The sequence below is a fragment of the Natronorubrum sp. A-ect3 genome (assembly GCF_041821125.1).
Classification (GTDB): domain Archaea; phylum Halobacteriota; class Halobacteria; order Halobacteriales; family Natrialbaceae; genus Natronorubrum; species Natronorubrum bangense.
In genome coordinates, this window is record NZ_JBGUBB010000005.1 from 165,043 (window position 1) to 183,438 (window position 18,396).

Below are 18,396 nucleotides of genomic sequence, written 5' to 3' on the forward strand. Positions count from 1 at the left end.
AGCAACTGGAAGCGGTCGGATATTCATCCTCCCTTGCATTCTCTTGTCTGTACTACGGTCTTCTACCGTAGTGCAATATTTATATCTTTTGAATTTAAAATGGGTTTTAGTATATTATAGGTTAAATTAGCAAAAAAATAGAATTAGAATACTGGGAGAGGGGTGTATTCTCCCGGTTTTTCTGGACGACCCCGGGTCCCCCCGACCAATCCATACACATCAGTTATGATGCAACGACAAATACACATATTCTGGCCGTTTCACCCACCAGCATTAGATTTTCAGTTGCTACTTAGCTATCGACCGTCCAGCACAACAACACACCATCGTCGAGTCGCTCGACGCGCTCGAGGCTCAACAGCGGGAACTCGTCGATGAACCCGTCGCCATCGGCCAGCGTCGGCGCGTCGCGACCGCCGATCACCTTCGGCCCGACGAAGACGAGGAGTTCGTCGACCAACCCGGCCTCGAACAGCGAGAAGATGAGTTCGCCGCCGCCTTCGACCATGACCTGCTCGAGACCCTGTTCCTGAAGCGTCGCGAACGCCCGCAGGAGATGTACCCGATCATCGCCGGCAGTCACGAGTTCCGCGTGATCGGCGAGCTCCATGCGTCGGTCGATCGGTGCCGTCTCACTCAGACAGACGTACGTCGTCGCCGCGTCGTCGAGGATCGCGGCATCGTCCGGTGTCCGCCCGTTCGAGTCGACGATGACTCGAGCCGGCTGTTCGGGCTCGCCGCGCTCGAGACGTTGTTGGCATAACTGCTCGTCTTTGACAGTCAGGTGTGGATCGTCCGCGAGAACGGTGCCGACGCCGACGACGATGGCGTCGCTGTCGGCGCGGAGTCGATCGACGCGAGCGAAATCCGCCTCGCCGCTGATCGCGATCTGATCGCGCTGGCGCGAGGAGAGTTTGCCGTCCGCACTCATGGCGGCATTGACGACGACGTGCATACACGTGGCTGCGTGGTGGACCCTAAAGAAGACACCGCGTACTGGCCGGCTCCTCCTCGAGAGGGCGTCCGTGCCATTTGGCCCGGTCGCTGACCAGCGGTGTTGTTACCGACGCGCGACGATGGCGAGCGTCTCGGGGCGATCTCGAACGGACTCGACGGTGAATCCAGCGTCCTCGAGATGAGCCGTCACGTCCTCACAGCCGAAGCGTTCGTCCATCGATGGGCCGTCCTCGCCGGTGCCGTCGGCTGACCAGTCGACTGTGACCAGCCGCCCGCCCGAGCGAACGACGCGGGCGAGTTCTGCCATCGTTTCCTCGGTGGCGTACTCGTGATGGGTCATGACGGAGAACGCGGCGTCGAGTTGGCCATCATCAAACGGCAGCGACGAGACGTCGGCCGTCACGGGGTCGACGTTCGGTTCCATGCCGTTCTCTCGGTGGAGATCGTGCATCTCCGACTGGACGTCGACGGCGTGTACTGTCCCTGCAAACGGCGCAACGTCAGATGTGTAAAAGCCAGTACCAGAGCCCAGATCGGCGACGACGGCGTCATCGTCGAGATCGAGCATCTCGAGCAACTCTTCCCGGGAACAGAAGCGGTAACGAGACGGGTCCTCGAGGGCGTCGGCCCGATCGATCGGGAACGTGTGAAATCCCATGTGTGCGGTTAGGACAACAGCGTGAAATAGCTGTATATTCGGCGGCCACAGCTGGCCTCACCTGTGTACCAACACGTTCGCGGTTCAGTACGTTCGCGGTTCAGTACGTTCGCAGTCCAGTTCAGACGGCCAATCCAACATCGACGATCACCATCACGACGAAGCCGACGACGAACGTCAGCGTCGCGATATCGGCGTAGCCGTGCCCGTGGCTGGCGGGGATCATTTCTCGGAAGACGACGGCAATCATCGTCCCGGCGGCAAACCCGGCAGCGATGGGGAAGAGGCCGGTAACGACGGCAACGAGAGCGAAGCCGAACGCGGCTGCAATCGGCTCAGGGAACGCCCCGGAAAGCGTCGTATAGAGGACGGTTTTCGCGTTCGACAACCCTGTGCGACTCGCCGGAATCGCCATCGCAAACCCATCGGGAACGTTCTGAATCGCAATGGCAATCGCGAGTGCGGTACCGACACCCTCGAGCCCGCCCGCGAACGCGATACCGATCGCTAGCCCCTCCGGAACGTTGTGGATGGTGACCGCGCTGCCGACAAGCAGCGCCCGTCGACCGTCGTCCTCACTGTCGTCGGTCGTGATCGGAGTGTCGGATTCGATATCGGCTTCGACGACTGCTTCGGACCGAGCCGCGGACGGATACGTCTCCTCTCCTTCGCCGGCGACGACGAGATGGATGTGTGGAATCGCCCAGTTTCCCACGAGCAAGAAGACGGCACCGAGGAGTAAGCCGACAGCGACCTCCCACAGCGAGCCAAGCTCGAGGCCCGGAACCACGAGTGCAAAGACGGCCGCGCCGACCATAATGCCGGCAGCGAGCCCCACTGCAGCGTCGTAGAACCGATGGCTGATGCGATCCGTCACGAACACTGGCAGTGCACCGAGCCCGGTCGCTGCACCCGCAAGAAACGCGATCCAGACGACGTCGACGAGAGAGGTCACGGCTGCTCAGTGTTCGTTCCACGGCAGAACAGTTCAGTGTACTCCCCTCATCCGATCCGACGAGGATCGTCGCTCGAGCCGAGCAAGATCCGATAGACGAGATAGCCGACGAGCAACGCGAACGCAAACGTTGCGACGGTTTCGGCGAACCAGATCGCGGCATACAGGGCTCGAGTGAGGATTCTGATGAGCACGATACCACCGAAAATCGCGACGACAAACGCAAGCCCGCCGAGTGCGGCGCCGACACGTTCCATACAGTCACGTTCGCCGGCAACGAAATGAACCTACTGCTGGCTGTCCAGTACGGCCTCAGCGCTCAGTTTACTTTCACTCCGCTGCGGGAACGCTTTTTAAGCCTCCGAACAAAAAACCGAGTGATGGAACTCGATAACCATGCTGAGGATCTCGCCTCCGACCTCGGTATTGACAAAGAGGAGGTCAAAGCCGACCTGCAGAATCTGGTGGAGTACAGCGTCCCGATCGACGAAGCCAAACAGAGCCTTCGCCGGAAATACGGCGATGGGAGCAGCGGCGGGAGCAGCGCGCCCTCGAGTAAGGAGATCGCCGAGATCACGCCCGAAGACAGCAACGTCACCGTAACGGGCGTCGTGCTAACGACGGGGAAGCGATCGATCAGATATCAGGGCGACGATCACGTCATCGTGGAAGGCCGATTGGCCGACGAGACTGGCACGATCGACTACACCGCCTGGGAGGACTTCGGCCTCTCGGCAGGCGATACGATCACCGCGGGCAACGCAAGCGTCCGCGAATGGGATGGCGAACCCGAACTCAATCTCGGCGAGAGCACCTCGCTGTCGTTCGAAGCGGACTCGATCGAAGTCCCCTACGAAACCGGTGGCGACGCCCAACTCGCCGATCTCCAGACGGGCGATCGCGCAGTGAACGTCGAAGTTGCAGTCGTCGACTGTGAACGGCGAACGATCGACGGCCGAGACGGTGAAACCGAAATTTTGAGCGGCGTCTTCGGCGACGAAAGTGGCCGTCTTCCCTTCACGAACTGGGACCCCGCACCGGAGATCGAAGCGGGAAGCACCGTTCGCATCGAGAACGCCTACGTCCAGGAGTTCCGTGGCGTTCCCGAAGTCAACGTCTCCGAGTTTTCGACTGTCACCGCCCTCGAGCGTGCGGTCGACGTTGGCGTCGAAACGACGACGATGGATATCAGCGCGGCCGTCCACACTGGCGGGATCTACGACGTCGAAGTTACTGGCAACGTACTCGCCGTCCGAGAGGGGTCCGGGCTGATCCAGCGCTGTCCGGAGTGTTACCGTGTCATTCAGAAAGGGCAGTGTCGAACCCACGGCGATGTCGACGGGATCGATGACCTCCGTGTCAAAGCGATCCTCGACGACGGCACAGGAGCCGTCACCGTCGTTCTCGACGACGAACTCACAGAGCAGGTCTACGACGGCACGCTCGAGGATGCACTCGAACAGGCCCGCGAGGCAATGGATCAAGAAGTCGTCGCAGACACGATCCGTGAACACATCGTCGGTCGTGAGTATCGCGTGCGCGGACATCTCTCAGTTGACGAGTATGGAGCCAATCTCGATGCCGAGTCCTTCGAGGAGCGCACTGACGATCCGACCGTCCGTGCGAGTGCCTTCCTCGAGGAGGTGCACTCATGAGCACATCCGACACCGGCGACGAGGAGATCCCAGGGCGTGAAATCGCCTACCGGCTCTTTGCCGCCGAGTACGACGACGCATCGCTGTCCTACGCCGAAAGCGACGAGGAACGCGCGCCGAACTACGTCATCTCACCGACCGGAGCACGACTCAACCGACTGTTCGTCGTCGGTACGCTCACCGAAGTGACCGCAGTTAACGACGAGATGGTCCGTGCCCGCGTCGTCGATCCGACTGGCGCGTTCGTCGTCTACGCCGGCCAGTACCAGCCCGACGAGCTGGCAGCGTTAGAACAGCTCGAGCCACCCGCGTTCGTCGCGGTAACGGGCAAGGCACGGACCTTCCAGCCCGACGATTCGGATCAGGTGTACACCTCAATCCGCCCCGAGAGCATCGCGACGGTCGACGCCGACACCCGCGACCGCTGGGTCATCAACGCAGCCGAACAGACCCTCGACCGAATCGGCACCTACGCCGAGGCCAGCCAACTCGAGGCCGATGGCGACGTCCTGACGGAGACGCTCCGCGAGGCCGGCGTCGAATCCGGGCTCGCTGCGGGTGTCCCGCTTGCACAGGACCACTACGGAACGACGCCGTCGTATCTCACAGCCCTGCGCGATTGCGCCCTCGAGGCAGTCGAAGTCGTTGCTGGTGACCGAGATCAGGTCAGTGGCCTCCCGCTTTCACCCGGTGACTCTACCGACGAGTCTGCGACGTTCGAATCGCTCGTGGCGCTTTCGGACGCCGGAATCGAGTCGACTTCCGACGTGGACACTGGTACACAGCCAGAGCAGGCACCTTCGACGACAGCTGCCGGTACTGACACCACTGCTGATGTCGACAGCGAGCCGGTTGGCACCGCCGCAGCCACCGGGACGGCAACGAGTATGGACCGAGAGACCACAGCCGACGACGGAGCCGAGACTGCGTCCACCACCGACCTCGGAACCGACTCGAGCGTGTCGGCGGAATCGACTCTCGACAGCGATGCCGAATCGGACGACACCAAAGCGTCCGAGCCCGACGACAGCGTGACGGCTGTCGACGACAGCCACGACGAGCCGACGACGGTCGACGAATCCACCGACCTCGACGACGCTCTCGACACCGCCGAGAGCGCCACCACTGATGACGACGGCAGCGGAGACGACGAACTCGAAGATTTCGACGCCGGTGACAGTGGCATGTACGAGATGGACGAAGCAGAGCGCGAAGAGCTCGAGGCAGAGTTCGGCGCCGAGTTCACGACCGGGAGCGAAGTCGACGACCCAGGTGCAGCCGACATCGACGTGCCAGAGCCCGAAACCGAGCCCGAGGATCTTGCGGACGAGTCGGCAGCGCTCGAGGCTGACGAAACTGACGACGTGAGCGACGAGTCCGACGCCGAAGAGCGCACCGCCGACGAAACCGACGCTGACGACTCCGAGAGTGACGAGCCCGACGAAACGCCCGCGGACGACGTCGATCTCCAGTCGTACGTCGTCGAAACGATGGAAGAGCTCGACGCGGGTGAGGGCGCTGATCGAACCGAACTCGTCGAGACGGTCGCCGAAGAGCTCGGTGTCCCTGAAGCCGAGATCGAAGACGCCATTCAGGATGCACTGATGGGCGGTGAGTGTTACGAGCCAAACGACGAGATGCTCAAGGCAATCTAACGGCTCTCGATGTCCAAGCGGTCCCGTCCCAGCGCGCCCCGTGTCGAACCCGTTCCCGGCGAGCCAGCCGCGACGGCGACCATCGGGACAGAACGCGCGCTACTCATCACGGACTACCACGCCGGCTACGAGGCCGGCTTGCGAGACGAACGCGGTGTCGACATCCCCAGTCGCGCCCCAGAACGCCGGGAACGACTCTGCTCGCTGCTCAAACGGACCGATCCTGACCGACTCATCGTGCTCGGAGATCTCATGCACTCGATCGGCGATCCGGGCGGGGCCGAACGTGGTGAACTCGAGGTCCTGTTCGAGTCGCTGCCGCCGACACTGGACGTGACGGTCGTCAAAGGCAACCATGACGGCCGAATCGAGACGTGGCTCACCGGTGGCGACGATCCCACTCTCGAGACCAAATCCGTGACGGTCGTTCCCGGCGACGGCATCGCGCTCGGCGACGCCGCCGTCGGTGTCTGCCATGGCCATACGTGGCCCGCACCGTCAGTCCTCGAGTGTGACGTGATCTGTCTCGGACACGAACATCCCTGTGTTCGGCTCGAGGACGAAATCGGCGGACGTCGCATCGAGCGAGCGTGGCTTCGTGGCCGTCTCAACCCGGCACCGTTTCGCGACCGGCCCGAGTACGATGGGATTCCATGGCTCGAGCAGGGCAGTGACTCGTCGCCTCGAGTCATCGTCATGCCGGCGTTCAACGATCTCGTCGGGGGAACGTGGGTGAATCTCTCAGAGCAATCGTTTCTTTCGCCGTTTCTACCGTCCGGGTTGGCGTCCGCCGATGTCTACCTGTTAGACGGGACGCGACTCGGCCCCTACGAGTCGGTGTGAGTCGGCGTTTGAAATCTATAGTAGCCACTGCAAGTCAGTGCGCACCCGATGGCACGACAGCTGTGCGATCGGTGTGCAAACAGTTTCAGTTATTACTATAGTGGGGCCAAACTGAAAGCGTGCCACCGCAGACGACTGCGACGGCGACCAGAGGGGGCGTTGTCCGTCCGCAGTGCGACTCGAGGCGGCTTCAAAAGCCTATTCGGAGTTCGGTGTTGTCCGTCCAGTAGCACTTCTGATCCGGTTCTCCAGTGGACTCCGATCGAGATCCAGTCGACGGTGGAGCAGATGTTGGACGAGAGATGGGAGCGCAGCGACAACAACCAGGACAGCGTTCAGTGCCCAGACCGAACGCCCGCTCGAGATCCACAGGAGTCCGATCGCTCCGACAAGGACCAGCAGGACGCCGGAGCCGAGATACGCCTGCGAGAGTCGCGGCGCTCGAGCGCGTTGTGCCTCGGTGTACAACTGGGAATCGTAGACGACGATGCCACCACCGAGGACGAGCACGAGCGAGAAGAGGCCGTAAATGGCAGCGAGCATACTCGAGTATTTTCCATACGCCAATGTAAGTGTTGCTGACAGAACACGACCGGTCGGAAGCAGTCAGTCGCGCTCGATGCTATCGTTGGACCGTTTTCGATTCGATCCGGTCGCCGTCGCGCCACTGGTAGTAGTGATAGGTCGTCCCGGCGATTTCCTTGACCGTGACACTCGCTCGCTCCGGGACGTCCGGCGGATACTCGGCGTCGCCAGTGGCATCGCCCGCTTCGTCGACGCTGGCGTCCGCAGTCGCGTCCGAACCCTGCTCGTCGTCGCGTGACTCCGTCCACGCCGCAAGCGCCTCGAGATAGCTGGCCGCGGCACGAAGCTGTTCGGCGTCGCTGTCCTCGAGCGTCGCGAGTGAGTCAGCGATGTTTTGCTCAAGTGTCGATGGTGGCGTAGGCCGATTCTGACTCGTCATGACTCGTACGCAACGTTCGTGTGGGGAGCCTCAAACACTCGACGGTCTTGGTCCCGACGCTGGTCGATGCGACTCGTGCCACCGACGGTCTGGATTCGAGGGTCATGAGAATCGGTACCGACAGACAGTTCTAGATCCCCCCATGGCATATATACACAATCGACGTGTGCGTTTATATACAGGAACGAGGTCCATGTTGGTGATGACACTGAAAACACAGAAACGGCGACCCGCATCACGGATCGACCCCGTTCCAGACACCCTCGACTCGGCCCAGGCGAAACTCGTCTACATCTATCTCGAGGCAACTGATGGCGCGACAGTCGAAGAGTTAGGAGCAACACTGGCCATGCAAAAACTCTCGATTTTGAGCGTCCTGAACACGCTCTCGAGTGCCGGAATCGTCGAACAGGACGGCGACGAGTACGTCGTTTCGAACTGATCGGATACTGTCGGGTGGCGGCGTACCAACACACTGGAGAGGCGTCACCATCAGTGGCATTACTTGTCAGTCGTGAGTTACTGGGTCGAGCCCGGGACACCGCTTTGCATCGCTTTCGACAGTAGTTCAACCGATCTCACACAGCGTCAAAAAGGTGGGACAGTCTTGGGCAGTTCGCGACGGGGCCTTAGAACGTCTCGAGGTAGCGGTCGAGTTCCCAGTCGGAGACGTCGATGAGGTACTCCTCGAACTCCTGGCGTTTGGCCTCGACGAACTTCGGCGCGATGTGCTCGCCAAGTGCGCTGTAGATCGCCTCGTCTTCCTCGAGGGCGTCGACGGCTGCACCAAGGTTCGACGGCAGCGTCTCAATACCGTACTCCTCACGTTTCGCTTCGTCGAACTCGTAGATGTTCTCACGGACTGGGTCGGGAGCCTCGAGACCCTGTTCGATGCCGTCGAGTCCGGCGTGGATCATGACGGCAAAGGCGAGGTATGGGTTACACGAGGGGTCAGGCGAGCGCAGTTCGATACGCGAGGCTGCAGGCACGCGGGCGGCTGGTTTACGGACGAGGGCCGAGCGGTTGCGGTCGGACCAGGCCACGTAGACGGGAGCTTCGTAGCCAGGGACAAGGCGTTTGTAGCTGTTGACCGTCGGGTTTGCGACGGCCGTGATCGCGGGTGCGTGTTCCAGCACTCCGGCAAGGAACGAGTGGGCGGTCTCCGAGAGGTTGAACTCGTCGTCCTCATCGTGGAAGGCGTTCTCACCGCTTTCGTCCATCAGCGACATGTGGGTGTGCATCCCCGAGCCGTTGATCTTCGGGATCGGTTTCGGCATGAACGTCGCGTGGTAGCCGTGCTGGGCCGCAATGGCACGAACGACAGTACGGAACGTACCGACGTTGTCGGCCGTCGCGAGCGCATCGTCGTACTCGAAGTTGATCTCGTACTGACCGCGAGCGACCTCGTGGTGGCTGGCTTCGATCTCGAAGCCCATGTCCTCTAATCCGTAGATGATGTCACGGCGCACGTCGCTTGCGAGGTCTTTCGGTGCGAGGTCGAAGTAGCCGCCGTAGTCGGCGGTCTCGGTCGTCGCCCGACCGTCCTCATCTTCCTCGAACATGAAGAACTCCGGCTCGGGCGCGAAGTTCACGTCGTAACCCATCTCGTCGGCGCGCTCGAGTGCCTGCTTGAGCACGTAGCGCGGGTCGCCCTCGAACGGTTCGCCCGTGGAGGTGTCGTAGACGTCACAGATCATCCGGGCCGACGCGCCCTCCTCGCTCTGCCTCCATGGGAGCACGGCAAACGTGTCCGGGTCAGGGACGAGTCGCATGTCCGACTCCTGGATACGAACGAAGCCCTCGATCGAAGAGCCGTCAAAGTAGATTCCGTCGGTAAACGCCTTCTCTGCCTGTCGGGCAGGCACAGAGACGTTCTTGACCGTTCCCAAAATGTCCGTAAACTGCAGTCTGAGGAAGTCGATCTCTTTCTCTTCGATTTCGTCCAGCACCGTTTCTTCTGTAGACGTCAGGTTTCCGCTTGTCATCTTTTGCTCGAGTAAGACATTGGATTCTACTATTAAAGCTCTACTGTTGTGGGCGAATATACGCAGAGCGAGAAAAAAGTAGACATATGTGGGTTAGAATAAGGTGTATGAATACATACGACTGACAGTAGCCGGAAACCGAGCGCTCGAATTGGATAATCGTGAACCTACTGACACAGGAGCATACTGATCGGCCTGTTGTGTCCGGTTGAGAACGGACGTTCAAGAAAACAGTTCGAGTAGCTGTGGCTGACCGTCGCTTACTGTCTCGCGTACAGCGGCTGGCAGGCAGCGGCAGCTGTTACGCTGGAGACACCGATGGAGACGTGTGCCTGCCACACCGTCATCGCCGTGCGGAGTGTGCGGTGCCACGCCGCCGATGGTGTCTGCCGTTCGCATGTGGGCGCGTCGGGCAGCGGACGGTTTGCAATCGTTGTCTCACAAACCGGGCAGACGTACTCGACATCGTGTGCTGTCGTTCGATGGATCCAGTCGCCGTCGGCAGGACTCTCGTGGTCACAGCCCCAGCAAAACAGCGTCGATTTTCGACGGACTGGCAGCTGATCGTCGTGGGCGGCTTCGGGAGGGGTCATTGACAGTATCTAGTGGCTGAGCGTTAAAGCACCTGTCTATCCTTGTGTTCCGTCCACCGAATACATCACATATTACGGCTGAAACAGCGCAAACGAAGTCCTCGAAAGACCGGCTCTCTGACGGAACCAGCGTCGTCGAGCAGTTATGAGACGGTCGACTCGCGTTCCCGATATTGGCACGGTTCAGGTGAATTCACTCGAGTGAACCAGAACCCAGTCCGTTCATTGGGGTTAGTGGATCGCCAGACTATGTCAGGATGTAGTGTCTGGCTGTCTTTCTCAGATTGGTTAATCGGTTTGTCACCGCTGGATTCCTCGAGAGTGCAGTCACGGTCGTTCTGGTGTGACGCCTCGAACGACGGTACTACCGAACCCGAAAAAGAGTGGTATTGTTTTGTGACGACACGAGAGTTCGAGTGTCACCAGCAGACTGCCATTCGTGGGTCAGAGGGGCCGCAAATCTGTTACTGATCGCGGGTGACGAACCACCAGTCGTAGTAGTTCAGGTTATCATCGTCAGCAGCAGCTGCTTTTCGATCCTCGACGTCCGATTCGGTACCCGGCGGTGACAGGAGGACCTGGTCACCGAACTTCTCGTTATTCGGCCAGTCTGCGGGGGCAGCGACGCCATCGTCGTCGCTCTTCTGGAGCGCGCGCAGCGAGCGGAGGACTTCGTCGATGTTACGGCCGATCTCCATCGGATAGGTCAGCCGCAGGCGAACTGCTCCCTCAGGACCGACGAGGAAAACGGTTCGAACGGTTGCCGTCCCTGCACCGGGATGGAGCATGCCGAGTTGCTGAGCGATCGTGCCCTGATCGTCGGCGATGATCGGGAACTGGATGTCGACGTCGAGATTTTCGGCGATCCACTCCGTCCATTTAATGTGCGAGTGGACACGGTCGATCGACAGCCCGAGCAGTTCGGTGTTCAGCTCCTCGAACTCCTCACGGCGCTGCTCGAAAGCAACGAACTCGGAAGTACAGACAGGCGTAAAGTCACCGGGGTGGCTAAACAGGACGAGCCACTTGCCCTCGTAGTCGTCGGGCAGCGAGCGCTCACCCATGCTTGTCTCGACGGTTAGTTCGGGGAACGTATCTCCAATGCCAGGTACGTCAGTCGTCGCTTCGTCAATTCGATTTGCTTGTTCTACCATCTACAGTCTTTCTTTGGGTAGCAAGCTACTAAAGTTGGACCCTACAAACTATATTTTTGTATTAGACAATTCAAATTCTCTGTTGAGTAGATTATCTCTGGTTGTTCGCACTCTTGACCGTGTTAGCAGATGAGAAGTGAGTCTACTGCACTTAGCCACTGACAACCAATCTCATGCGATATCGGTTTCTGGATGGAGCCAGTACAGGTCGTATGACAGCGAAACCGACTCATCTCGAGGGCGGTGCCGAGCTTGATGCGTTCGTCGACGACCACGATGTCGCACTCGTCGAATGTTATACGAGGGGCTGCTCGAAGTGTCAGGCGATGGAGCCGGTGTTAGGCAACGTCGCTCGAGCGACTGGCATCCCTATCGGACTGGTCAACCCAGGCGACGATATCGAGCTTCTCGAGCGACTCGAGATCAGTTCGGTGCCGACGCTACTGCTGTACGAAGACGGAACCGAAATCGCACGACGTGCGGAGGGATTTATCGGTGGCGATGGCGTCGTCGACTTTCTCGAAGAACACGTTCCGGCTGCCGTCGACCACGCCTGATCGCGCGGTCGCTTACTCGTCGGGCTCGAGGTCGCTCGGATCGACCTCGCCGGCGAGATACTGCTCACCGAGTTCCGTAATGTCGTACATTCCCGGTGCATATTTTTTCAGCAGTCCGTATTTGGTGAGCTCCCGACAGCGGTAGGCTGCGTCGGGGGCACGACAGACGTCTTCGTCGCTGAGGTGGTCGGGCGTAAAGATATCGTCCGATTGCATCAGCTCGACGATGTCGCCGTCGACGGGGGCCATCCACTCGGCACTGACGTCCGGCTCGTCGTTCTCGTCTGGTGAGTTAGAGTCGTCCATAGCTATCATCCCCATGGAACACAGAGGGTTCGTGCGGTGGAAGGGCACCACAGTACATGATACTGTTGATCGCGAGGATTCGATCGACGAAGAGACGAAAACAGACAGAGACGTCAGTGTTTCTCAAATGGAGGGGATGTTCTATAAAACCTGACAGTAAATCGCGAAAGACTTATCAACGAATCGAAGGTACTGAGGATATTCACGTTCAATGAGTCTCTCTCGCCTCCTTTCCGGATTTTTCTCCGAATCAGAACCGAGTGCTGAATCGCCTGCGACGGTCCAGGATGATGAAAATCAGCACACAACGACAGTCATCTACGAGTGCCGACACTGCGGGACGAACGTGTCGGCCGACACGGATTGCTGTCCGGCGTGTGCCGGAGACGATATCGTACGCTACTCGATCGACTGAGACGGCGTCGGTTCGGTGTCAAGCCCCGCCCCGGCGTGCTCGTCGCTCACTACTTCGAGTGATTTGTTTTCTTCCGTATCGAGCCAGATCCCCATTCCGAGTGCGATCAGACCGAGCAACGTAGCTACGAACGAGCCGACCACGCCGGCGAAGCCGTCTTCTCCACGGAGCGCACGAGCGACAGACCCAGCGATTCCAGCGACTCCACCGGCAAGTCCGGCAGCGCCAGTGGCATAAAAGACGACGGCTGGATGAAACTCCTTGACCACATACCGTCTCTTCAGTCGCCAGAGAAAGCTCTGCAGCAACAACAGCGACACGAACTGGATGAATGGAACGTACCGGATGCTGCTTTCTTCGTTACCGTAGATCGCAGTCATCGGAACGTCTGCGACACGGCGCTCGTGGACGTTGAGATGCGTGAGGAGATGGTTCAGGAACCCATACCGATCCGTGATTGCCTCGAGATCGAGTTCTTCGATCGCCTCTCGAGAGATCGCGGTGTAGCCGTTTTGGGGGTCACCGATCGTCCAGTATCCCGACGCGAACTTCGAGAGCCCGGTCAGCATCGCGTTGCCGAAAAACCGGAACGTCGACATGCCATCGCGGTCTTCGGGGTTGAGCAGTCGGTTGCCCTTGGCGTAGTCTGCCTCTCCTTCGACGACCGGGTCGATGATTCGGTCTAAGATTTCGGGATCCATCTGGCCATCGCCGTTCAGCACAGCGACAACGTCCATTTCGTCCGCAGCGGCGTGTTTGTATCCCGTCTTGACCGCAGCGCCGTACCCCCGATTTTCCTCGTGGCGGATCGGGACGACACGTCGCCCTTCACCACCGTCAGTAACCGTAAGCTCGGGTTCCGATTCAGCACACTCGTTGATCCGTGAGCTAACCCGCTGGATCACGTCCCAACTGTTGTCCGGCGATGCGTCGTCGACGGCGTAGATCCGGTCGACGAAGTCAGGAACGGTCTCGATGACACTGCCGACGAACGCGTCTTCGTTGTAGGCCGTAACGACGACGCCGATTCGGTTGCCTTTATACATCGTTTGCTCCCTCAGTCGTGTCGCGGTCGGTGTGGGACCCGATTGATCGGTCGGTCGAGCCGCCATCTGCCGTCAGCGACTGGTCATCAGTCGTGCCGATCTCGTCGCCATCGTTCCCACCCGTTGGTGCTCGACCGCTTGCTGTGCCCCCAAGTGTGTACACCTGGTGTGGCGTTCCCGAGAGATCGACTGCGTCTCGGCCGTCGACGACGACCATCGGCTCGAGATCGGTCCAGGCGATCTCTTCGAACGCCTGCTGTGGCGTGACGATCACGGCTGCGTCGAACGCCTCATCAGCGAGGTCACCGATTTCGACCGGGCGAGCGCCGTACTCAGCCGGGTCAACGAGTGGGTCGATGCCAGCGACCTCGGCACCGCGAGCAGCCAACTCGTCGATAACGTCGAGTGCCGGCGAGGCACGTGTCTCCTCAACGCCTGGTCGATACGTTATGCCGAGGACGACCACTGATGTGTTGGCGAGGTCAGTCCCGGTCGCCGCGAGTTGGCGCTCGAGCCGGTCGACGACGATCGACGGCATCTCGGTGTTGACCTGTCGGGCAGTCCGTGTGAGCGCCATTGGCTCGTCCATCTGGGACAACAGGAAGTGTGGGTAGTAGGGGATACAGTGGCCGCCGACACCCGGGCCAGGATCGTGGAGCTGACACATCGGCAGATCATTTGCCGTCTCGATGGCTTCGCGGACCGAAATCTCGAGTTCGTCGGCGAGCCGACCGAGTTCGTTCGCCAGTCCGATGTTGACGTCGCGGTAAACCCCTTCGAACACTTTGACGGACTCCGCTGTCGTCGCGTCCGAAACTGGGTGGACGTCGTTGTCAGAGAGTTCATCGTACACGATTGTCGCGGCCCGTGTACTCTCCTCGTCGATGCCACCAACGACCTTCGGATACTGGCCGCGAATGTCCCGCAGCGCCGTCCCCGAGGACGTTCGCTCCGGGCAGAAGGCGAGCCCGAACTCGTCAGTCTCGAGTCCGCTTTTCTCGACCAGATGTGGCTCGAGAACGTCGCGGCAGGTTCCCGGCGGCAGCGTCGATTCGGCGATAACGAGATCGCCGGGTGAGAGTCCAGCCGCGATATCGTCGATCACCGCTTCGACGGTCGTGAGATTCGGCTCGCCGTCGTCATCGAGCAGCGTCGGCACGATGATCACGTGAATGGCTGCGTTGGCCGCCGCAGTCGGCCCATCTGTTGTCGCCTCGAGTCGACCGCGCTCGACTTGCTCGGCAATGAGCGTCTCGAGTCCCGGCTCGCCGACGACGTGGCTCGTTCCGCTGTTGATCGTCTCGACAACAGCCGGGTCAATATCGACGCCGGTGACGTTCCCCGTCATTTCGGCGTAGACGCCAGCGAGTGGGAGCCCCATCTTTCCGAGCCCGTAGACGGCGACAGGGACGTCGCCGGCCGTCAGCAGTTCGCGCTGTCGGTCAGGCGAGGCTCCGGAGTCGTAGAGTCCCGTAATCGTGTCGTCAGGACTCATCGCACTTTCACCTCGTGTTTCTGTTTTCCGTTGCCGATGATCGAATCGATTAGTTGGACCGTTTCGAGGGCATCGATGCCGTCTTCGGCAGTGACGACCGGCTCCGTACCGGTACGGACGGCCTCGACGAACGCCTCGAGTTCGTGGCGAAGCGGTTCGCCGTTGTCGATCCGTGGTCGTTCGACGACGCTCTCGTGGCGATAGCGACGCGTGCCGTCGTCCGTCAGATACTCTGGGTACGAGTCGCGGTGGATCAGAACCGACTGCTGTAAGTAATCCACTTCGACGAGACAGTCGTGGGCGGTGACGGTGAGTTTCCGGACTTTCTTCTGGGTGACGCGGCTCGCAGTCAGCGAGGCGACGACGTCGTCGTACTGCATCGTCGCCGTGGCGTACTGGCCATCGTCAGTCCCCATTGCAGTCACCGAATCCAGCTGATCATCGAGCATGGAATCGACGATGTCGACGTCGTGGACCATCAGATCGAAGATGACGTTCCCCGGAGCCGTTCGATCGATCGGTGGCCCCAGCCGTTCGGCCTCGAGGCTGATCACCTCGAGGTCGTCGATCAGGTCGGTGACGGTCCGAACGGCCGGGTTGAACCGCTCGATGTGACCGACTTGCAAGACGAGTCCACGTTCTCGGGCCTGCGCTGCCAATCTTCGGCCCTGATCGACCGTCTCAGCGATCGGCTTCTCGACGAGCACGTGGACGCCAGCCTCCAGACAGTCCGAGACGACCTCGTAGTGTGCCCGTGTCGGAACGGCGACGGTGACGACGTCACAACGATCGAGGAGTGTCTCGAACGAGACGGCCTCGGTGTCGTACTCATTGGCAACCCGGCGTGCAATATCGTCGTCGTGATCAGTGACACCGGCAAGATCGACAATTGGTAAGTCTCTGTACACGCGCGCGTGGTTCGCACCCATAGATCCAACGCCGACAACGCCGGCCTGGATCGGGCGTGAGGAGGGGGTTCGGGTCATTGGGAGTAGTGGTCTCGCACTGCTTCGACGACCGTCCGCCGGTCGCGCTCCGAAAGAGTCGGGTGGACGGGAAGAGAGAGGACGGTCTTGGCTGCCCGCTCCGCGTTCGGCAGTGTTGCAGCGGCCGTACTCACGGTTTCGTACGCTGGCTGCTGGTGGATCGGTGTCTCATAGTAGACACCAGTATCGACGTTGTGATCGTCGAGTGTCGCTGCAAGCGCCTCGCGGTTCTCGGTCCGGACGGTGTACTGGTGATAGACGTGCCGATAGCCGGCCGGTTCAGTCGGTGTCTCGAGTGGGAGTGAATCCAACTGATCGTCGTAGTACGCCGCGTGCGTTCGACGTGCCCGGTTGAACTCGGGGAGGCGCTCGAGTTGGGCACGCCCGATTGCGGCGGCGAGACTCGTGAGCCGATAGTTGTGGCCGAGAGCGACGTGTTCGTAGCTGCCACCGTCGCCGACGTCCCGGCCGTGGTTGACGAAGCTCGCAGCCCGGTCGGCAACATCGTCACGGTTGGTGGTGACCATCCCACCCTCGCCAGTGGTCATGTTTTTCGTCGGGTAAAACGAGAAACACGCAGCGTCACCGAGCGCGCCGACACGATCGCCGTCGATGGCAGCACCGTGAGCCTGGCAGGCATCCTCGACGACGAATAGGTCGTGGTCGTCAGCGATTGCACACAGCGAGTCCATGTCGGCTGCCAGCCCGTAGAGGTGGACCGGAACCAGGCCGGCGATGTCATCTCGTTTCGCAAGTATTCGTTCGACATCGGCCGGGTCGAGCGTGTACGTCTCGGGGTCGATATCCGCAAACACCGGCTTTCCGCCGGCGAGTCTGATCGCGTTTGCACTCGCGACAAACGAAAACGGCGACGTGATGACTGCATCACCCTCCTCGAGACCAACGGCCTCGAGTGCGGTGTGTAACGCAGTCGTCCCGTTGGACGTCGCGACGGCCCGATCAGCCCCGCAGTAGGCAGCGAACGATTCTTCGAAGGCTCTCACTTCGGGCCCATCAGCGAGCATGCCGCTCTCGAGAACGGACTGGACTCGCTGCATGGCATCCGACCCGATATCAGGGTCTGCAATCGAGACGGAGCCATCGACCCGGTCAGTCTCCGACGTTCGCTGGTTGGTTTCAGCCTCCGTTCCAGTGTCGATGCCAATCTCGGTATCGATGTTCGTATCAGTCATGCGAGCTGGTTTGCACCCTCGAGTGGCTCTGGTAACGTCTGGGCTGTTGCTGGCGCTCCGACAGCGAGTGTATCAGGGGGAACGTCCTCGGTCACGACCGATCCAGCTGCGACGAAAGCGTTCTCGCCGATGGTCACCCCGGGCAACAACGTCACGTTGGCGCCGATCGATGCCCCCGCTTTGATCGTCGGCCCTTCGAGACCGTTGTCCGTCCTGATCGGGTACTCGTCGTTCGTCATGACAGCACCCGGTCCGACGAAGACGTTGTCCTCGATCGTCGTCTCAGTCGGAACATACACGTTCGTCTGCAGACTGACGTGTGAACCGATCGTCGTTTGGCCGTCGATAACCGTCTTGGTTCCAACGAGGACGTCGTCGCCGATGGTCGTTGCTTCCCTGACCAGAACGTCGTGGCCCGTCGTGAACCCGTCGCCGATCGTGACGTCTCCGTAGACGATCGAACCCGACCTAATCGTCGCGTCGTCACCGATTCGTGTCGGCTCGTCGAACTCGCCGTGCCCGACCGTCGCATCGTCGTCGATGAGACAGTCATCACCGTGGACAAACCGGCTCATTGGACGACACCTCCAGTAGTGTAATTCGAGTCGATGACAGATCGCCGAAACCGTATGTGTCGTTGATACATGATTGATACCCGATACCCGTGTGGGCAGTCGTCCAGATACAACCGGTAACACGGCTTTGTTATCCCTGACCTGACGGATCTGTAGTCACGAACTACACCAGTATCAACCCAGACACATGGAAACAGCTGTGAAACAGCCGCTCACACCCGTGTTCGGGCGCTTCCGGTAGTTATCCACAAAGAAATATTGGATTGGGCGTCAGTCATGAACGCTAACTGGTATAATCCCCTTTCGATCGGGTAGCCGAGTGATAGTAAAGTGTCACAGTCTGTCATTCAATGACGTGAGGAATCCGAACACACCCATACACCCAAAATGGGCGCCGATTCGGG

20 protein-coding genes are annotated in these 18,396 nt (G+C 60.2%); 5 read left to right on the forward strand and 15 right to left on the reverse strand.

Features of this window, described 5'->3' with window-relative positions:
• Positions 1-292 precede the first annotated feature (292 nt).
• From ACERJA_RS15720 to ACERJA_RS15735, 4 genes are all read right to left on the reverse strand, one after another.
• Complete coding sequence (locus ACERJA_RS15720; RefSeq protein ID WP_373609192.1) at positions 293-955, reverse strand: 2,5-diamino-6-(ribosylamino)-4(3H)-pyrimidinone 5'-phosphate reductase; 663 nt, start codon at positions 953-955, stop codon at positions 293-295.
• Positions 956-1,060: 105 nt separating this feature from the next.
• A complete protein-coding gene (locus ACERJA_RS15725; protein WP_373609193.1) occupies positions 1,061-1,615 on the reverse strand; it encodes a class I SAM-dependent methyltransferase in 555 nt (184 codons plus the stop codon).
• A gap of 121 nt (positions 1,616-1,736) precedes the next feature.
• Positions 1,737-2,570 (reverse strand): ZIP family metal transporter, encoded by an 834-nt coding sequence (locus ACERJA_RS15730; protein ID WP_373609194.1) that lies wholly within the window; start codon positions 2,568-2,570, stop codon positions 1,737-1,739.
• 47 nt (positions 2,571-2,617) lie between these two features.
• Positions 2,618-2,827, reverse strand: coding sequence for a hypothetical protein (locus ACERJA_RS15735; RefSeq protein WP_373609195.1), 210 nt, complete (start codon positions 2,825-2,827; stop codon positions 2,618-2,620).
• Between the two features lie 123 nt (positions 2,828-2,950).
• On the opposite strand from ACERJA_RS15735, the gene ACERJA_RS15740 reads away from it, so the two are divergent.
• Genes ACERJA_RS15740 through ACERJA_RS15750 form a run of 3 tightly spaced genes read left to right on the forward strand, consistent with a single transcriptional unit; the run spans position 2,951 to position 6,723 of the window.
• Positions 2,951-4,225 (forward strand): Single-stranded DNA binding protein, encoded by a 1,275-nt coding sequence (locus ACERJA_RS15740; protein WP_373609196.1) that lies wholly within the window; start codon positions 2,951-2,953, stop codon positions 4,223-4,225.
• Positions 4,222-5,880: a hypothetical protein gene (locus tag ACERJA_RS15745; protein WP_373609197.1), complete on the forward strand. Its 1,659-nt coding sequence runs from the start codon at positions 4,222-4,224 to the stop codon at positions 5,878-5,880. Before ACERJA_RS15740 ends, ACERJA_RS15745 begins: the two co-directional genes overlap by 4 nt.
• A gap of 9 nt (positions 5,881-5,889) precedes the next feature.
• Positions 5,890-6,723 (forward strand): metallophosphoesterase, encoded by an 834-nt coding sequence (locus ACERJA_RS15750; RefSeq protein WP_373609198.1) that lies wholly within the window; start codon positions 5,890-5,892, stop codon positions 6,721-6,723.
• Positions 6,724-6,921: 198 nt separating this feature from the next.
• On the opposite strand, the gene ACERJA_RS15755 is transcribed toward ACERJA_RS15750, so the two are convergent.
• Positions 6,922-7,266 (reverse strand): hypothetical protein, encoded by a 345-nt coding sequence (locus ACERJA_RS15755; protein ID WP_373609199.1) that lies wholly within the window; start codon positions 7,264-7,266, stop codon positions 6,922-6,924.
• 79 nt (positions 7,267-7,345) lie between these two features.
• Positions 7,346-7,687, reverse strand: a complete 342-nt coding sequence (locus ACERJA_RS15760; RefSeq protein WP_006067367.1) for a hypothetical protein — start codon at positions 7,685-7,687, stop codon at positions 7,346-7,348.
• Positions 7,688-7,889: 202 nt separating this feature from the next.
• Between ACERJA_RS15760 and ACERJA_RS15765 the strand changes: the two genes are divergently transcribed.
• Positions 7,890-8,129 carry a MarR family transcriptional regulator gene (locus tag ACERJA_RS15765; protein WP_373609201.1) on the forward strand — a complete coding sequence of 80 codons (240 nt, stop codon included), beginning with the start codon at positions 7,890-7,892 and terminating at the stop codon, positions 8,127-8,129.
• Positions 8,130-8,316: 187 nt separating this feature from the next.
• Here the strand turns inward: ACERJA_RS15765 and glnA are convergent, their stop codons facing one another.
• The 3 genes from glnA to ACERJA_RS15780 all read right to left on the reverse strand — a co-directional run bounded on the left by glnA (position 8,317) and on the right by ACERJA_RS15780 (position 11,419).
• Positions 8,317-9,672, reverse strand: a complete 1,356-nt coding sequence (glnA, locus tag ACERJA_RS15770; protein ID WP_373609202.1) for a type I glutamate--ammonia ligase — start codon at positions 9,670-9,672, stop codon at positions 8,317-8,319.
• Positions 9,673-9,932: 260 nt separating this feature from the next.
• Positions 9,933-10,265: a hypothetical protein gene (locus tag ACERJA_RS15775; protein WP_373609203.1), complete on the reverse strand. Its 333-nt coding sequence runs from the start codon at positions 10,263-10,265 to the stop codon at positions 9,933-9,935.
• Positions 10,266-10,729: 464 nt separating this feature from the next.
• Positions 10,730-11,419 (reverse strand): peroxiredoxin, encoded by a 690-nt coding sequence (locus ACERJA_RS15780; protein ID WP_373609204.1) that lies wholly within the window; start codon positions 11,417-11,419, stop codon positions 10,730-10,732.
• A gap of 212 nt (positions 11,420-11,631) precedes the next feature.
• Between ACERJA_RS15780 and ACERJA_RS15785 the strand changes: the two genes are divergently transcribed.
• On the forward strand, positions 11,632-11,976 hold the full coding sequence (locus ACERJA_RS15785) for a thioredoxin family protein (protein ID WP_373609205.1): 345 nt from the start codon (positions 11,632-11,634) through the stop codon (positions 11,974-11,976).
• A 12-nt stretch (positions 11,977-11,988) separates the two neighbouring features.
• Here the strand turns inward: ACERJA_RS15785 and ACERJA_RS15790 are convergent, their stop codons facing one another.
• From ACERJA_RS15790 to ACERJA_RS15815, 6 genes are all read right to left on the reverse strand, one after another.
• Entirely contained in the window at positions 11,989-12,282 is a 294-nt protein-coding gene (locus ACERJA_RS15790; RefSeq protein WP_373609206.1) for a hypothetical protein, read from the reverse strand.
• Positions 12,283-12,681: 399 nt separating this feature from the next.
• The gene (locus tag ACERJA_RS15795; RefSeq protein WP_373609207.1) at positions 12,682-13,743 is read right to left on the reverse strand and encodes a glycosyltransferase family 2 protein; all 1,062 of its coding nucleotides are present in this window, start codon (positions 13,741-13,743) and stop codon (positions 12,682-12,684) included.
• Positions 13,736-15,238, reverse strand: coding sequence for a nucleotide sugar dehydrogenase (locus ACERJA_RS15800; protein ID WP_373609208.1), 1,503 nt, complete (start codon positions 15,236-15,238; stop codon positions 13,736-13,738). The genes ACERJA_RS15795 and ACERJA_RS15800 overlap by 8 nt, the downstream gene beginning before the upstream one ends.
• Positions 15,235-16,224, reverse strand: coding sequence for a Gfo/Idh/MocA family oxidoreductase (locus ACERJA_RS15805; RefSeq protein ID WP_373609209.1), 990 nt, complete (start codon positions 16,222-16,224; stop codon positions 15,235-15,237). The genes ACERJA_RS15800 and ACERJA_RS15805 overlap by 4 nt, the downstream gene beginning before the upstream one ends.
• A complete protein-coding gene (locus ACERJA_RS15810; RefSeq protein WP_373609210.1) occupies positions 16,221-17,417 on the reverse strand; it encodes a DegT/DnrJ/EryC1/StrS family aminotransferase in 1,197 nt (398 codons plus the stop codon). Before ACERJA_RS15810 ends, ACERJA_RS15805 begins: the two co-directional genes overlap by 4 nt.
• Entirely contained in the window at positions 17,414-17,992 is a 579-nt protein-coding gene (locus ACERJA_RS15815) for a DapH/DapD/GlmU-related protein (RefSeq protein ID WP_373609211.1), read from the reverse strand. Before ACERJA_RS15815 ends, ACERJA_RS15810 begins: the two co-directional genes overlap by 4 nt.
• Positions 17,993-18,396: the final 404 nt, after the last annotated feature.

Bases quoted from the DNA above. Each gene is read 5' to 3' on its own strand.
- ACERJA_RS15800 (WP_373609208.1), bottom strand. From the start codon at position 15,238: ATGAGTCCTGACGACACGATTACGGGACTCTACGACTCCGGAGCCTCG.
- ACERJA_RS15805 (WP_373609209.1), bottom strand. From the start codon at position 16,224: ATGACCCGAACCCCCTCCTCACGCCCGATCCAGGCCGGCGTTGTCGGC.
- ACERJA_RS15745 (WP_373609197.1), top strand. From the start codon at position 4,222: ATGAGCACATCCGACACCGGCGACGAGGAGATCCCAGGGCGTGAAATC.
- ACERJA_RS15795 (WP_373609207.1), bottom strand. From the start codon at position 13,743: ATGTATAAAGGCAACCGAATCGGCGTCGTCGTTACGGCCTACAACGAA.
- glnA (WP_373609202.1), bottom strand. From the start codon at position 9,672: ATGACAAGCGGAAACCTGACGTCTACAGAAGAAACGGTGCTGGACGAA.
- ACERJA_RS15720 (WP_373609192.1), bottom strand. From the start codon at position 955: ATGCACGTCGTCGTCAATGCCGCCATGAGTGCGGACGGCAAACTCTCC.
- ACERJA_RS15780 (WP_373609204.1), bottom strand. From the start codon at position 11,419: ATGGTAGAACAAGCAAATCGAATTGACGAAGCGACGACTGACGTACCT.
- ACERJA_RS15760 (WP_006067367.1), bottom strand. From the start codon at position 7,687: ATGACGAGTCAGAATCGGCCTACGCCACCATCGACACTTGAGCAAAAC.
- ACERJA_RS15810 (WP_373609210.1), bottom strand. From the start codon at position 17,417: ATGACTGATACGAACATCGATACCGAGATTGGCATCGACACTGGAACG.
- ACERJA_RS15785 (WP_373609205.1), top strand. From the start codon at position 11,632: ATGACAGCGAAACCGACTCATCTCGAGGGCGGTGCCGAGCTTGATGCG.
- ACERJA_RS15775 (WP_373609203.1), bottom strand. From the start codon at position 10,265: ATGACCCCTCCCGAAGCCGCCCACGACGATCAGCTGCCAGTCCGTCGA.
- ACERJA_RS15725 (WP_373609193.1), bottom strand. From the start codon at position 1,615: ATGGGATTTCACACGTTCCCGATCGATCGGGCCGACGCCCTCGAGGAC.
- ACERJA_RS15750 (WP_373609198.1), top strand. From the start codon at position 5,890: ATGTCCAAGCGGTCCCGTCCCAGCGCGCCCCGTGTCGAACCCGTTCCC.
- ACERJA_RS15755 (WP_373609199.1), bottom strand. From the start codon at position 7,266: ATGCTCGCTGCCATTTACGGCCTCTTCTCGCTCGTGCTCGTCCTCGGT.
- ACERJA_RS15765 (WP_373609201.1), top strand. From the start codon at position 7,890: ATGACACTGAAAACACAGAAACGGCGACCCGCATCACGGATCGACCCC.
- ACERJA_RS15735 (WP_373609195.1), bottom strand. From the start codon at position 2,827: ATGGAACGTGTCGGCGCCGCACTCGGCGGGCTTGCGTTTGTCGTCGCG.
- ACERJA_RS15790 (WP_373609206.1), bottom strand. From the start codon at position 12,282: ATGGACGACTCTAACTCACCAGACGAGAACGACGAGCCGGACGTCAGT.
- ACERJA_RS15740 (WP_373609196.1), top strand. From the start codon at position 2,951: ATGGAACTCGATAACCATGCTGAGGATCTCGCCTCCGACCTCGGTATT.
- ACERJA_RS15815 (WP_373609211.1), bottom strand. From the start codon at position 17,992: ATGAGCCGGTTTGTCCACGGTGATGACTGTCTCATCGACGACGATGCG.